We start from the raw sequence: 15,239 nt of genomic DNA on the forward strand, positions 1-15,239 counted from the left end.
TTGTATGACAACTTGGATGTTCTATTTATAGGTGGGCTATTCCCAAAAGAAAAGGAAAAAGAAATATTACAAAACTCAATTGGTAATGTTCAAAATGCTGCTAATAATTTGCAATGGAGTATTGTAGATGGTTTAGATGCAAACCGAACTGAGAAAGTAAAAATATTGAATTCACTCTATATCGGTTCCTTTCCTAAACGATATAAGAAAATGTATATTAAAACTCATAAATTTTCCCACACCATTAATACTTTTCCAGAAGATATTAATGTTGGGTTTTTAAATATAACTGGAGTAAAGAATTTAAGTAGATATTTTTCATTAAAACCATATGTTAAAAATTGGGCACAAACAAATAACGGGAAGAAAAAAATAGTTATCGCTTATGCTATGACATCGACTTTTACACGCCTGTTAAGATATATTAAAACTTTAAATAGCGAAGTTAAAACTTGTCTAATTGTTCCGGATTTACCACAATATATGAATCTAACAAATAATAGTAAGGTATACAATATCTTAAAGAAAATTGAGATAAAAAGTATAGATTTAGACGCGAAGTATATTGACAGTTATGTTCTTTTAACAGAATATATGCGTCAAGCATTAAATATAAGTTCTCCATCTGTTGTAGTAGAAGGTATTTCTACTAATTTATTTGAAAAAATTTCCCCTATTCCTATTGAAGAAGAAATAAAAACGGTTCTATATAGTGGTGGGCTAATTGAAAAATATGGAATACTTGATTTAGTATCTGCATTTAAAAAGTTAAAGGGAGATAAATATAGATTAATAATATGTGGTTCAGGTGAAGCTGAAGATTTTATCCGAAAAGAGAGTCGAAGAGACAAGAGAATTGTCTATAAAGGGTTACTGAAAAGAGAAGAAGTACTTCAGCTTCAAAAGTCTTCAACAGTCTTAGTAAACCCTAGACCCAACAATGAAGAATATACTAAGTATAGTTTTCCTTCTAAAATCATGGAATATATGTCATCAGGAAGACCAGTAATTGCTTATAAGTTGGACGGAATTCCTGAAGAGTATTATGACTATATTTATCCTGTTATGGAAACTGAAGATGGACTTTATAACGCCCTAAGGGATGTGTTGTCAAAAGACAAGATAGAATTAAATAATAAAGGAAATCTAGCAAAAGAATTTGTATTGACTCAAAAAAATAGTACAAAACAGGGAGAAAAAATACTAAAAATGGTAAATCAGTTATAGCTTATTTGCTATAACCTCAGGCACAAGGATAGATATACCAAACCCTTCTGAAACACGTATTAACACACGGACTATCTTATTTTAAAAAACGGAAGGTGAGGGTTACTGTGAAACAATTAGTCACAGAAAAAAAAGGTCTTGATTGGTTTTGGTTAGTCATCGTATTTCTGTTTTCAATTAACTTTTATGGAAAAGGGCATTTTTTATTACTGCTTTTATTATTAGTAGGACTAATAGTTATAAATTATAAAAAATCCAAATTTAAAATTACAATTGATCATTTGTTAATATTTCTGTTTTCAATTAGTTATTTTATTATATTATTTATGCATCGATCACCTGGAATAGGTGCGATGCTTATTTATCTTATTGGCCCAATAGCGTGTTATTTTATTGGTTACTTTATTATTAAAGTAGACAGTAAATTTATCGTGAAAACAATGCTTTCTATTACTTTAGGTTTGTTTTTAAATGGTTTATTAAATATGATAAATTATTTTCAAATCTATGGATTTAACCCCAATCAAACTGGTTTAAGAGTAGTACCCAATATATGGAGTGGGGGAGTTCTTACAGATACTTTGCAAGGTACTTATTTTGCATTAGTATCTAGTATTTTGTTTTATAGTTTCATTTTATTGAAAAAAGGGAAACATATTCTGATACCAATTATATTAATAGGCTGTACAATTTTCTCTATAATCTCTTCTTTTATTTTAGGAAACAGGACTTTAATTGCGGTTGTAATGGTTAGTTTTGTGGTCAGTTTTCTAGTATATAGTTATTTAGAAAGAAAAAGTAAAAAAGAATTTTTTAAGGTTCTTCTTTTTGTATCAGGACTATTTTCATTAGTTTTCATTTTTTACATTAGTAATTCCTTTGGACTAAAAGAGTTTGTATTAAATTCTACGTGGTATACAAGAACCGAAACAGCTTCAATGATGGATGATGCCAGGATAAGATTTTATAAAATAGCATTAAGTCAGATGTTAGATTTTCCTTTTGGTGGATACCATATGAGCTTTACGTATGCGCATAATTTATGGTTTGACGTCTTAAATGCTACTGGTTTAATTCCATTCTTTTTTCTACTTTTGTACACATTGAATTCTATAAAAGGTCTAGTAAATATAATAATTTATAAATCTATTGATATGCAATTTAAAATGTTTACTTTAGGTATTTATTTAGGTTTTTTCTTAGTATTTATGGTCGAACCAATTTTAGAAGGTGTTCCATATATGTTTCTGTTATTTATCTTATTTAATGGTATGACTAATAAATATATAGAAGTCTATAAGTCTATGCGGAAGTCAAAAGGAGAAAAGAAATATGAAAATATTATGGCTAACGAATATACCTCTTCCAGAAGCATGTCAGCTAATGAATGAAACACCTTCTCCATTCGGAGGCTGGTTAATTAATGCATCAAATAGTTTATCAACTCAAGAGGATATTGAACTTTCAATCGCATTTCCTAAATCTAAGTCAAAGGATGTAATTCAACTTACTGGAGAAAATATTAATTATTTTTCCTTTCCTACTGTAAGTATGAAAGATGAGAGTTCAATTCAAGATAATTCTTATATTAAAAGTATAGTAAAAGAGTTGAAGCCAGATTTGGTCCATGCTTTTGGGACTGAATTTGCTCATACATTGGCAATGATGAATGTTTGTAAAGCTCTCGGGATTAAAACAGTTATAAGCATTCAAGGGCTAGTTTCAGTATATTCAAAGCACTATACAGCTAATTTGCCAATAAAAGTTCAGAAAAGATTTACTTTTAAAGACTGGATTAAACAGAGCAATCTTATACAACAACAAAAACAGTTTGAAAAAAAAGGTGTCCTTGAGATCGAAGCAATTCAAAAAACCGATCATATTATTGGTAGAACTACGTGGGATAAGGGCTGTACAGAGCAAATTAATCCCACTGCTAACTATCATTTTTGTAATGAAACGTTGAGAGAAGAGTTTTATAAACATAAGTGGTCTATAGATAGATGTGAAAAGCATTCTATCTTCTTGAGTCAAGCGGGTTACCCTATCAAAGGGCTACATTATGTTCTAGAGGCGATGCCGTTAATTCAACAAAAATTCCCTGATACAAAACTTTATATTGCAGGGACAGATATCACATCTTCCGGTACACTTAATGAAAAACTTAGAATGTCATCTTATGCAAAGTACATTGCAGAACTGATTGAAAGTTACAATTTAGTTGATAGTGTTTCTTTCACTGGTGTTCTAGATGAGAAAAAGATGTGTCAAAGGTATCTAAGTTCTAATGTTTTTGTTAGCCCTTCATCAATTGAAAACAGTCCTAATTCATTGGGCGAGGCTATGATATTAGGTGTTCCATGTGTAGCGTCTCACGTTGGAGGTGTACCAGATATGATAAAGCATAATGAAGAGGGTTATGTTTATCAGGCTGATGCACCATATATGTTAGCACATTATGTATGTGAAGTATTTGAAAGTGATGAACGGGCGTTAAGATTCTCTAATAATTCTAGAACACATGCATGGAAAACACACAATCCTAAAATAAATACAGATCGTTTAATAGAAATATATAAAGAAATATTGCAAAAGAAGGAAACAAGCGTTGAAAATTAATAATAAAATTGCGGAATTTTTGAAAAGAATAAAAGGTAATGAGGTTGCCGCAAAGACCATTAATAATGCAAGTTGGCTAGTTGGAGACAAAATTTTCACTATGGTAATTGGGGTCTTGGTTATGGCTCTAGTGGCTAGATATTTAGGACCTGAAAATTATGGAAAATACAATTACGCTTTAGCTTTTGTTACATTATTTACAACTTTATCTACTTTAGGTTTAGATACATTATCTGTTAAATCTATTGTACAACAAGATGAAGAAGAGGGGACAATACTCTGCACCGGTTTAGTTTTAAGAGTAATAGGCGGAATTGTGTTAACAATTTTGTCCAGTGTAATTATTAAGTTCATTGAACCAGATGAATCTCTTATTCATTCACTTGTAATGATAATGTCCCTCACTATGGTTTTTAAATCATTAGAAGTAATTGAATATTGGATTCAAGCATATCAAAAATCCAAAATATCCTCTCTAATTCGTATGGTAGTTTATGTTTTTACAGCTTTACTGAAAATTGCATTTGTGTTGTTGGAAGGAGGCCTATTGCAACTAGCACTTATCTATATGCTGGATGCATTGATTATTGGAACTTCATTAGTTATCGTATATTTTAAAAAAAGAACATCTCATTCAAAATGGAAATTTAGATTTCAATATGCAAAAAGTATTTTATCGCAAAGTTGGTATATGATTCTTTCGGGTCTAATGGGTACGCTTTATATGCAAATTGACAAAGTGATGCTTGGATCAATGTTAATAAATAAAGAAGAATTAGGTGTATTTTCAGCTGCAACCCAAATTGCTAGTATGTGGTATTTTGTTCCAATGGCTGTAATAACATCTTTTAAGCCTGTTATAATGAAGAATAAAAAAATAAGTGAAGAGAGTTACCTTAAATCAGTCAAGCTTTCGTATACTATTGTGGCTTGGATGGGGATAGGATTTGGGGTTCTTATTCTATTATTCTCAGATATAATAATAGGAATACTTTTCGGATCTAACTATTCAAAGGCCGCGGGCATCTTATCAGTAAGCGTATGGGCGGGAACTTTTGCCATGCTTGGCTCAGCAAGAGGAACTTGGTTAATTAGTGAAGAATTACAAAAATATTCAGTAATATATATTGGTGGAGGTTGTATTATCAATATTATATTGAATTATTTTTTAATACCAGTATTAGGTGGATATGGTGCGGCTATTGCTACATTGGTTACGCAAATAGCTGTTTCCTTAATTATTCCGGCATTTTTCAAAAAGACTACATTGTCAGTAATTATGATGTTAGAAGCATTTAATATAAAAAAAGCTTTAAAATATATAAAGAGAATCGATTAAAGGGAGGGGAAGATTTGAGCATAAAACGTCTACTCCGTGTTTTAGGAAGACTTAATGATTTGCAATATGTAAGTCTTAGTATAAAACATTATTCTGGTAAATTACTGTTAAATATTCGATTGCTAATGTTGAAAAAGTATCATCATGGTAGGACGGTTAATTTTAACCCAATTAGAAATAAGAAATTACTTAAAACTTTAAAATATGCTTATAGAAATTCTCAATATTATAAAAATACCTTTGATGAAAAAGGAATAAAAATCAAAAGTATTAGGGAAGATTGGGGCCGTGTACCCTTTCTAGACAAAAGTATTATTAGAAAAGAAAAAGATAGAATCTTGGCTATGTCAGATTCAAAGAATTATGTAGGATTTGTTACTACAGGAGGTAGTACAGGGGAACCTTTAGGTTTCTATACATTTGGTAGTTATGACGCAGAACATCAAAAATTTTTATATCAATTAATGGGTTATAGTCCCGGTGATAAAATTTTAGCAATGGACGGTACATTGGTACCGGATGACTTAATCAATAAAAATATATTTTGGACAAATAAAAGTGCAAATGATTTACCTTATGGAAGTGTAGCTCTATCTTCTCAGTATCTAAACAGTAAAAATATTAATTATTATATCGATTTTATAAAAAAATTCAAACCTGCGATTATTAGAGGGTATCCTTCATATATAGACTCTATAGCTATGTATATATTAAAAAATAATATTGATTTAGGTTTTAATATAAAAGGTATACAAATAACTTCTGAAAGTTTTTATAATTATCAGGTAGATAATATTAAGAAGGCTTTCAAAACGAATGTATATACTCAATATGGACATGCAGAAGCAAGTGTATTTGGATACTCAGTCGATGACAGCTTGATGATTTACTGTTCTCCGTTTTATGGATATACGGAAGTTATAGGAGAAGATGGTATTCACGTTAAACCCGGGGAGATGGGGGAAATAGTTGTAACTGGCTTTAATAATTATGCAATGCCGTTTATTAGATATCGGACAGGAGATTTAGCGATATATGATGGTGATGATAATGGGATAGTAAAGCTAAGAAAGATCAATGGAAGGACACAAGATTATATTTATACAGAAAATATGGAGAAAGTCTTACTTACTGCGATTGTTTTTGGAAGACATTATAAAGCATTTGAAAATATTGAAAAGTGGCAAATTGTTCAGAATGTACCGGGTGAAATTATCTTTAAAATTATTAAGGGTTCAAGCTATTCTATTAATGATCAGATTGAGTTGCAGGATAATTTTTATCAACTTGCCAAAATTAAAACTGAATTTGAAATAGTGGATAATTTGCCTTTGACACCTCGTGGAAAATCCAAATTTCTTATTCAAAATTTATTAATATAGAATATATAGGGAAGTGGAATATATGTTATCTCCTGTAATTGTCTTTGTGTATAATAGACTAGAACATACAAAAGAAACCATTGAAGCCCTCGCAAAAAATAGTATTGCAGATGAGACTGAAATATATATTTTTTCTGATGCGCCAAAGGATAAAAAATCGGAAAAAAAAGTTACATTAATTAGAGAGTACCTAGACTCATTGGGAGAAAGAAAGCTCTTCAAGTCAGTAAAAGTTTTTAAAGCTGAATCAAATAATGGGCTTGCAAAATCTGTTATTTTAGGAGTTAGTCAAATCATTAATGAGTATGGGAAAGTAATAGTAGTTGAAGATGATCTGGTTTCCTCTGCGGACTTTCTTCAATTTATGAATGATGCATTAGATTATTATGAAGCAAACAAAAATATTTGGTCAATCAGTGGATATAATATACCTATAGAAATACCAAATGATTATAAAAGTGAAGTTTACTTATCTTATAGAGGATGTAGTTGGGGATGGGCTACTTGGAAAGATAGATGGGAAAATGTAGATTGGAATGTATCAGATTATCATGTGTTTAAAAAAAATAAAGATCTAAGAAGAAGATTCGGTCGTGGTGGAAGAGACTTGTCTTTCATGTTAGATTTACAAATGCAAGGAAAAATCGATTCTTGGGCCATTAGATGGTGTTACACACAATCTAAATTAGATATGTTCACAGTTTATCCAGTTGTATCTAGAATTAAGAATATTGGTTTAGATGGTACTGGAACTCATAGTGGGATGACTTCTCATTATGACTCTGCATTGAATAATAATCATCAAAAATGTAATTTTGATAACTCAGGTTTGGATAGGCGATTACTGAAAAAATTTAGAAACCATTATATGTCTCTATCACAGTATTTATTGCTAAAATCAAAAGTTTTAGCAAAAAAAGCATTAAGGATGTAATGATGATGAAAATTACTATTGCAGGAACAGGCTATGTTGGATTATCTAATGCAATATTATTAGCGCAACACAATGAAGTAATAGCACTTGATATTATTCAAGATAAAGTAGATATGATTAACCATAAAAGGTCTCCGATTATTGATAATGAGATAGAAGAATACTTAGCAACTAAAGAACTAAATCTAACTGCTACTACAGATAATTATAAAGCTTATAAGGATGCAGATTATGTAATCATTTCTACACCAACAAATTATGATCCGGAGAAAAACTATTTTAATACTAGAACTGTGGAAGCGGTTATCGCTAATGTTATATCTATTAATCCAGATGCGGTAATGGTAATCAAATCTACCGTCCCTGTTGGTTATACAGAAAAAATAAAAGAGAAGTTTGAAACAGATAATATTATATTCTCACCTGAATTCTTACGTGAAGGAAAAGCTTTGTATGATAACCTATATCCTTCACGTATAATCGTTGGTGAACAGTCTGACAGAGCACAAGTATTCGCTGATTTGTTAGTTCGAGGAGCTATTAAGGAAGATATTCCTGTTTTATTTACAAATTCAACAGAAGCAGAGGCTATTAAACTTTTTGCCAACACTTACCTTGCGATGAGAGTCGCATTTTTTAATGAGCTCGATTCTTATGCTGAGGTCAGGGGATTAGATAGTAAACAAATTATTGATGGTGTGGGTCTAGATCCTCGTATTGGTCATCACTATAATAACCCTTCATTTGGATATGGGGGCTATTGCTTACCTAAAGATACAAAACAGCTATTAGCCAATTATGAAGACGTTCCAAATAATATAATGACAGCTATCGTAGATGCAAATAGAACAAGAAAAGACCATGTTGCCGAAATGATTATTAAGAAGAAACCTAAAATCGTTGGTATCTATAGACTTACCATGAAAATGGACTCAGATAACTTTAGACAATCAGCTATTCAAGGTGTTATGAAGCGTATTAAAGCTAAGGGTATTGAAGTTGTTGTATATGAGCCAGCGCTTCATAAAGAAACGTTTTTTAATTCTAGAGTTATTAATGATTTTGAAGAATTTAAGAATATAAGCGATGTGATTGTAGCAAATCGTATGTCTGATGATTTGCGTAAAGTTGAGGATAAGGTTTACACAAGAGATTTATTTAGTAGGGATTAATAAATTACCCACTGGGCTGTCCTATTTGGCAGCTTGATGGGTATCTTTTTGTCATTTTTTTACTTTAATACGTTAATTCATAATAACAATGGGTGACAGGCACCATCCAGGGATTTTCCAGTTTGTTGATTTTGTGTTAAATAGTTCGGGTTATTTCTTTGTTGTTTAAATTTTGTGGAGTATAATATAGATGTGATTTTTAATAGATTATGAGTTTTGAAGGCATCTTCTGTAATGACGGTTGGTTTGAATGGTATGGATGGTTACAAGGTGAAGGTTGAAGCGAATGCACGCACGGATAAGGAGTCGTTTGTGATTGTGGGCTTGCCTGATGCTTCGGTGAAGGAATCAAAGGAGCGGGTTTGGAGTGCGTTGTATGAACAGAATGCTGATATACATACGAAGAAGATTACTGTGAATTTATCTCCTCCAGAATATAAAAAGACAGGCCCGGGTTATGATGCTGCAATGGTGATTGCTGTTTTGAAAGCTATTGGTGAGCTGGATGGAGTGAATTTGGATGATACGTGTATCATTGGAGCCATATCATTAGAATGTAATATTGAACCATTTGAAGGGATTATCCCAGTCGTTACAAATGCAATAAAGCTTGGTTTTAAGAAAATTTTTATTCCTCCCATTAATACCCACATATTTCCCCATACTGTAGGAATAGAATTAATTCCTGTTTCCTCGATATCCAGACTCATTTCCCATTTACGCGGACAAACGACAGTAGAGCATTTATTTACTTTTCCAAATACTAATATTGAGAAAGTACCGCCTATAGAAATACATGAAGAACCGCAAATTGATTTCCAAGCGGTGATTGGGCATACCCAGGCGAAAAGGGCATTGGAAATTGCAGCTACAGGCGGACATCATGTATTGTTATGCGGGCCGCGGGGTTGTGGAAAAAGTATGCTGGCTGAAGCATTTCCTTCGATTTATCCAGACCTAACTCCAGAAGAAGTGCTGGATTTATATGGGATCTATCAGTTGGGGAGAGAGGAACTTCCTTCTGTGAAGCAGCCACCAATTAGACATCCGCATCATTCTGCTTCTGCTGCCTCACTACTTGGGGGAGGAACGTATCCGAGACCTGGAGAAGTTTCATTGGCTCATTATGGCATTTTATTTCTTGATGAAATGGGGGAATTTTCGAAGAAGACACTCGATATGCTCCGACAGCCAATGGAAAGCGGACGTATTACTATCAATCGGGCCAAACAATCTGTCACCTATCCAGCTGACTTTGTGCTAATTGCAGCAACAAACCCCTGTCCTTGTGGCTACCATGGCTCCTCAAATCATTACTGCGTATGTACTCCTAAGCAAATTGCCTCCTACAAACAAATAATCTCAGGGCCAATTATGGATCAGATTGATTTTTACCTGACATTACGTAATGTATCCTTTAAGCAGGAAAATAGAATGGAAGAGAGTTCCCTTTTTATAAAAGAGCGAGTGAAAAAGGCACGAGAACGCCATTATGAGCGCTATGGGGAAAGAATCTTAAATAATCGTGTCCCGTTTCATTTAATCCAAAGCAAAAGCCCAATCACCAGCGAACAATTGGAATACTTACATCAAGTTTGCTGGGAAAATAAATGGAGCAATCGTACTCAGGTCAAAATCATCCGCATAGCCCGCACGATTAGCGACCTTCAACTTGAAACCAAAATATCAGATTACTCTTTAAAAGAGGCAGTACAATGGAAAATACAATCCCAAACTGAAACAGTGCCGCCAGTCGGAGTTGAATAAGGGGAATCGCCATGGGGAGAAAAAGACGAGAGTGGATTCCGCATGCCTATCACCATATATATTCAAGAGGAAACAATCGGCAAAACATCTTTTGTGATGAGACTGATATGCAAGAGGCTTTCCGGCTATTAACGATGATTCATAATGAAACACCGATTTCCATTTGTGCTTTTTGTTTTATGACAAATCACTATCACCTACTTTTGAAAACGGAGGAGGTATCTATTTCTAAAATCATGGGGATCTTTAATAAACGCTATACTGATTATTTTAATGGACGATACCGTCATGTAGGACATGTTTTTCAACAGCGATTTAACAGTTCCCCTATTCCATATCCACAGGATCTTCTCCAAGTAAGTAAATATATCCACCGCAATCCAATTAGCACCAAAAAGCCAATGGTAGTCAGAATGGAACACTATCCTTACAGCAGCTACAAATTTTACAAAAATGCCAATTATTACCCTTACCATTTCTGAACCTCCATGACCTGCCAGAGAGCTTTATCCTGCAAAATCAGAAAACGATTGAATATTATTGCAGATTTGTTGAGGAGGAATAATTTTAATAAACAAGTTGTTAATTGGAGGCTTTCTGGAAGGTGCCTGTCACTCAATGTCGCTTTAGTATAGTAAATAGTTTTATTAATTGATTTTCAAATATTATAAGCTGTCTTAATTAATAAATATAAAAAAAGACAATTTATGTCGATTTTTGGTATTATTTACATAAGGAGGCTGAAATAAATGGAAGAGGGCTATTTTTTAAAAGACACCGCGTTGATAGACAAATCACATGATGCCTTCCATCATGAGGACTATGTAAAAAATCTTAAGAAAATAATTGAGGAACATGACCCGCCTTATAATATTGCTCTAATCGGAAAATGGGGGGTCGGTAAATCATCTATTATCAATTTACTAAAGAAAGAATTAAAAGGGAAACAGGAGATAGTAACCCATGAAATAAATGCCTGGAAATATGAAAATGAATCTCTAAGGAAAGCCTTTTTAAAGAATCTTTGGCAAACTTTTGAAAAAGATAAAGACATTAGTTATTTTAAATTATTTGCAGAAAGTTTTAGACAAACAAATGTGCAAGCTGCTATAGATGATAAACTTTCAACAACTTCCCAAACAATTAAAAGTATGTTCCAATTAATCGGGGTCTTGATAACTTTGTTTGTAGTTTCTTCAATATGTGTACTAACTTGTTTATATTTATGGGATGGTCTAAATGCAGTGTTTACCTCAAATACATTTTTAGAAAATGCAAAAGACACATTTAAAACTTTTAAAAACAACATCTGGGTCGCTATTATTATTGCACCTTTATACAAAATGTTACAAGACATACTTATATCATCAATGCAATCCAAAGTTGCAGATATCCAGTTGGTCAAACCAGTTGAAACAGCAGATGAATATGAGGAATTGTTTAAGGAAGCTATAGCAAATTATAAGAAAAAACATCCTCAATTCAAAAAATTAGTAGTCATTGTGGATGACCTTGATAGACTTAGCACCAGAAAAGTAGTTGCTGCTCTTGATGCAATTAAAGCCTTTGTTGAGATAAACGAATGTATCTTCATCGTAACGTGTGATGAAAATATATTAATAAATGCTTTAGAAAAAGAAAAATTGAATAAATCCCCTGACATTGATGGGGAACTTTTTTTGGATAAGTTATTCCATTTTAGAGTACCATTACCCCCTATTATTGAAAATGATATGAGACAATTTGCATTTGATATAGGAAAACAAGAAGTTCCGGGGCTTGTTAAACTTTGTAATGGGCAGTTTGAAGAAATTATTGATATTTTAATTCACTCAGAAGTTAGCACGCCTAGACAAGTAAAAAAACTGTTAAATACATTTGCAAATAATTTACTTATCGCCAATTCAAGGGAAGCACAAAACAGAAAGTTAGAGCAACAATTATTAACTGGAAAGAATGGAATCAGGTTCCTTGCTAAACTTTCTGTTATCCAGTCAGATTATAATGAAATAAATATTAATCTTGGTAATGATTTTAGCTACTTAGAGGAATTGCTAAACTTCTATCAGAATAGCAAAGCTGAAGGGGTAGAGGTTAAACCTTCAATTAAGATGCTTTTCAATCAGAAGGATGCTGATTATAAAATCAAACCACATTATGAGGGGTTGATGAACTTCCTTACCCGAACACAACATATTACTGTGGAGAACTTAGCTCCATTTATCTATTTAGCTCAGGATGCAATTGGATTAAAAGCAGGAGATGAAAAACAACGGGCTATTCGTAAAAATTTAATCAGTGGTAATGAGAAGGGTATCATTGACTTGTTAAATGAGGGACCTAATTCTGAAAATATTGTGTATGCAATTATCGAAGAGATTAAGCGTTCATCAAGAAATGATTTACCGTCTGTAATTAAGGCAAGTATTCAGTTAATTAACCATATAAAAGAGCGGAAAAAAGAATTAGCAGATGCCATTTCTTATCTATTAACAACAATTGAAGTAACTAAAGTGAGATTTTGGCAAGTTGAGCCTCAAAATATGCTGGAAGTTTACTTTTCAGCAGAAAACAAGATAGGTATAGAAAATGGTCTCGTCCATTTATTAGATGAACTTTTTTTGAGAAGCGATAACTGGAAAAAACCTCAAGGAAAAGGAATGGATACGGATGACTTCATCCAAGAAATATCAGATACTCTTGAACTTATATTAAATGTTATAAACGAATTACCAATTAGTGTGCAAGATAAAGTGAAAACATTTCTACAAGTTGAACTCGATGATTATAAATTCTTTCCTTTCGAAAAGGTCTACTCTCTTTACCAAAATCACGAGGAACTATTTTGGGATTATTTTGGTTTGCCTTTTGTAACTCAATTAGTTGATGATATGGAATTTGTTGACGGAAATGTTTTAGATGAAGAAATAAATACTTTTGTAAATATTGCACCATTACTTATAGAAAGACATAGCTATGATTTCATTGAATTAATACCTTCGGCTATATCAGCATCATCGGAGAGTAGAGTGTTAGATATATTAAGTTTGTTAAACTTGGTCTTGGATACAATAGATGTTAATACAGGAACAAAAATTATTAACGCAATAACAGAATATTCCTTTGAGGAACAGAATGATGTAGGTGAAGTGATTTCTATACTTAAAAGAATTCCGTTCAGTTTAAAATCTAATTCTGAACTTGCAAAACGACTTGATACATTTATCTTACAGCATCTGCCTAAAAACAATAACATTATTATGCAATATATGATTGATTTCATGGAAAATGTCTTGTCAATGGAAGAGAATGATTTTGGGCTGTTTGATAATATTTTTAATAACATACTAGATAACATATTAAATGAATCGGGTTATGATGTAGTTCTAAAACGATTAAGTGAATACCTTACTGATGAGCAAAGGACAAATTTGTTCAATAAGTTAAATCCTCCTACATTACTGTTTTCTTATAACTCTTCATTCTTCGATAGAGTTTATTCGTTATATGCACTCCTTGGAAATGATGAAAGTAATAATCCGTTTATTCAAGGTAATATGAGACAGGGGATTTTATATTTTCAGAATAACCAATGGAGTCAAAACCCAAGCTGGGCAAATGATTTTATTAAATTATTCTCTGTAGCTTCTGGCAAACTTGAAGAATCCGATATTATTAATTTTATAAATGCATTGAATAATTATGTTCGAGGAAATCCTGACTTAGTTATTAAGTCATTTATGTATATCGGCAAACATATGCCAAAGCCGAATGTTGTACAGGCGATTGAATATGCGATCAAAAACTCAAGTTCAGAATCCTCGAAGTTAAATACACTTGAGTTTATAAAATCCTGTAAACAATTTATTAACAAAGATAATAATAATTTAACACTGTATATTAGTTATTTATTGGATAATTTCCACCTTAACGTTGGAAATTTCTTAGAAGAACTTTCTTCAAAGTTTAGTTTTATTCCGGAGCCAGATGTTATAAAGTTATTAACAAACATTGTAAATTTAAATGTAGAAAAGATTCAAGCCAATTTAACTACAATACAAAATGCTACAAGTAAATTTTTCTCTGCTCTTGAGTCTGATAAGAGTAAAGGGAATGTTCTCACCATTTTATTAGAGAAAGATTGTAATAAAGAAATTTTAAAGACTATTCTGTTAGATGCGCTAGAACAAACCAGTGTTGTATCGTTATTGAACAGTGTAATTCAATCAGCTGTTAAAACGGATAGATATTATAAGAGGGACCTTCTAGAATTATGTGTTCCGTACCAAGAACAGCTTAATAAAGCTGGTATTACAAACTTACTTATTGATGTATTACGAGATAATGATGATACCTACATTATTAGTATTTGTGATATTTTACTCCACAAATATAGTAGCTTTAGGTTTGGTCATGAAAAGAAACTTATCTCATCTCAATTAGTTCCGGCATTTAGGAATCTAAATATGGAGGCAAAAGAAAAGTTGTTGGAAGTTGCTAAACTGTTTAATATGGAAAAAGAGTTTGAGCAGGCAATAAAGGAAAAAATCTTAACTAATGAAGAAGAAGAGCTAGTTTTTAGAATACTAGCTTTTAGGAAGAGTAGATTCCATGATATGTTATCAAGATAGGGTATATCCTTGGTTTGAATGGTTTCCTAATCGGATAATTAGTATTTAACTTAGGAATGGTGCCTGTCACCATCCGAATGGATTAATAGGTGGTCCATCGGGGTATGGTAAAAATATGCTTACGGGAAATCCAGGATAAGACCCCCACTAAAATAAATCCAATAATTG

At 32.2% G+C, this 15,239-nt stretch carries 10 protein-coding genes; all 10 read left to right on the top strand.

The window, feature by feature from the left end:
- The 10 genes from ACFPA1_RS24980 (at position 1) to ACFPA1_RS25025 (ending at position 15,071) form a co-directional block, all read left to right on the top strand.
- On the top strand, positions 1 to 1,227 hold the full coding sequence (locus tag ACFPA1_RS24980; protein WP_378586799.1) for a glycosyltransferase: 1,227 nt from the start codon (positions 1 to 3) through the stop codon (positions 1,225 to 1,227).
- A 107-nt stretch (positions 1,228 to 1,334) separates the two neighbouring features.
- Positions 1,335 to 2,618, top strand: coding sequence for a hypothetical protein (locus tag ACFPA1_RS24985; RefSeq protein WP_378586801.1), 1,284 nt, complete (start codon positions 1,335 to 1,337; stop codon positions 2,616 to 2,618).
- The gene (locus tag ACFPA1_RS24990; RefSeq protein ID WP_378586804.1) at positions 2,560 to 3,846 is read left to right on the top strand and encodes a glycosyltransferase family 4 protein; all 1,287 of its coding nucleotides are present in this window, start codon (positions 2,560 to 2,562) and stop codon (positions 3,844 to 3,846) included. Before ACFPA1_RS24985 ends, ACFPA1_RS24990 begins: the two co-directional genes overlap by 59 nt.
- Positions 3,836 to 5,185 (top strand): flippase, encoded by a 1,350-nt coding sequence (locus ACFPA1_RS24995; RefSeq protein ID WP_378586807.1) that lies wholly within the window; start codon positions 3,836 to 3,838, stop codon positions 5,183 to 5,185. Before ACFPA1_RS24990 ends, ACFPA1_RS24995 begins: the two co-directional genes overlap by 11 nt.
- A gap of 14 nt (positions 5,186 to 5,199) precedes the next feature.
- The gene (locus tag ACFPA1_RS25000) at positions 5,200 to 6,567 is read left to right on the top strand and encodes a hypothetical protein (RefSeq protein WP_378586810.1); all 1,368 of its coding nucleotides are present in this window, start codon (positions 5,200 to 5,202) and stop codon (positions 6,565 to 6,567) included.
- A 22-nt stretch (positions 6,568 to 6,589) separates the two neighbouring features.
- Positions 6,590 to 7,501 carry a glycosyltransferase family 2 protein gene (locus tag ACFPA1_RS25005; RefSeq protein ID WP_378586812.1) on the top strand — a complete coding sequence of 304 codons (912 nt, stop codon included), beginning with the start codon at positions 6,590 to 6,592 and terminating at the stop codon, positions 7,499 to 7,501.
- A gap of 5 nt (positions 7,502 to 7,506) precedes the next feature.
- Positions 7,507 to 8,673, top strand: coding sequence for a nucleotide sugar dehydrogenase (locus ACFPA1_RS25010; protein ID WP_378586949.1), 1,167 nt, complete (start codon positions 7,507 to 7,509; stop codon positions 8,671 to 8,673).
- Positions 8,674 to 8,907: 234 nt separating this feature from the next.
- Positions 8,908 to 10,440, top strand: coding sequence for a YifB family Mg chelatase-like AAA ATPase (locus tag ACFPA1_RS25015; protein ID WP_378586815.1), 1,533 nt, complete (start codon positions 8,908 to 8,910; stop codon positions 10,438 to 10,440).
- 11 nt (positions 10,441 to 10,451) lie between these two features.
- On the top strand, positions 10,452 to 10,922 hold the full coding sequence (locus tag ACFPA1_RS25020) for a transposase (RefSeq protein ID WP_378586817.1): 471 nt from the start codon (positions 10,452 to 10,454) through the stop codon (positions 10,920 to 10,922).
- A gap of 267 nt (positions 10,923 to 11,189) precedes the next feature.
- Positions 11,190 to 15,071, top strand: coding sequence for a KAP family P-loop NTPase fold protein (locus ACFPA1_RS25025; RefSeq protein ID WP_378586820.1), 3,882 nt, complete (start codon positions 11,190 to 11,192; stop codon positions 15,069 to 15,071).
- The last annotated feature ends 168 nt before the right edge of the window (positions 15,072 to 15,239 follow it).

This window comes from Neobacillus sp. GCM10023253, from assembly GCF_042653105.1.
GTDB lineage: Bacteria > Bacillota > Bacilli > Bacillales > Cytobacillaceae > Neobacillus > Neobacillus citreus.

Coding starts and splice junctions, on each gene's coding strand:
- ACFPA1_RS24990 (WP_378586804.1), top strand. CDS start 2,560: ATGAAAATATTATGGCTAACGAATATACCTCTTCCAGAAGCATGTCAG.
- ACFPA1_RS25005 (WP_378586812.1), top strand. CDS start 6,590: ATGTTATCTCCTGTAATTGTCTTTGTGTATAATAGACTAGAACATACA.
- ACFPA1_RS25010 (WP_378586949.1), top strand. CDS start 7,507: ATGAAAATTACTATTGCAGGAACAGGCTATGTTGGATTATCTAATGCA.
- ACFPA1_RS25015 (WP_378586815.1), top strand. CDS start 8,908: ATGACGGTTGGTTTGAATGGTATGGATGGTTACAAGGTGAAGGTTGAA.
- ACFPA1_RS25020 (WP_378586817.1), top strand. CDS start 10,452: ATGGGGAGAAAAAGACGAGAGTGGATTCCGCATGCCTATCACCATATA.
- ACFPA1_RS25025 (WP_378586820.1), top strand. CDS start 11,190: ATGGAAGAGGGCTATTTTTTAAAAGACACCGCGTTGATAGACAAATCA.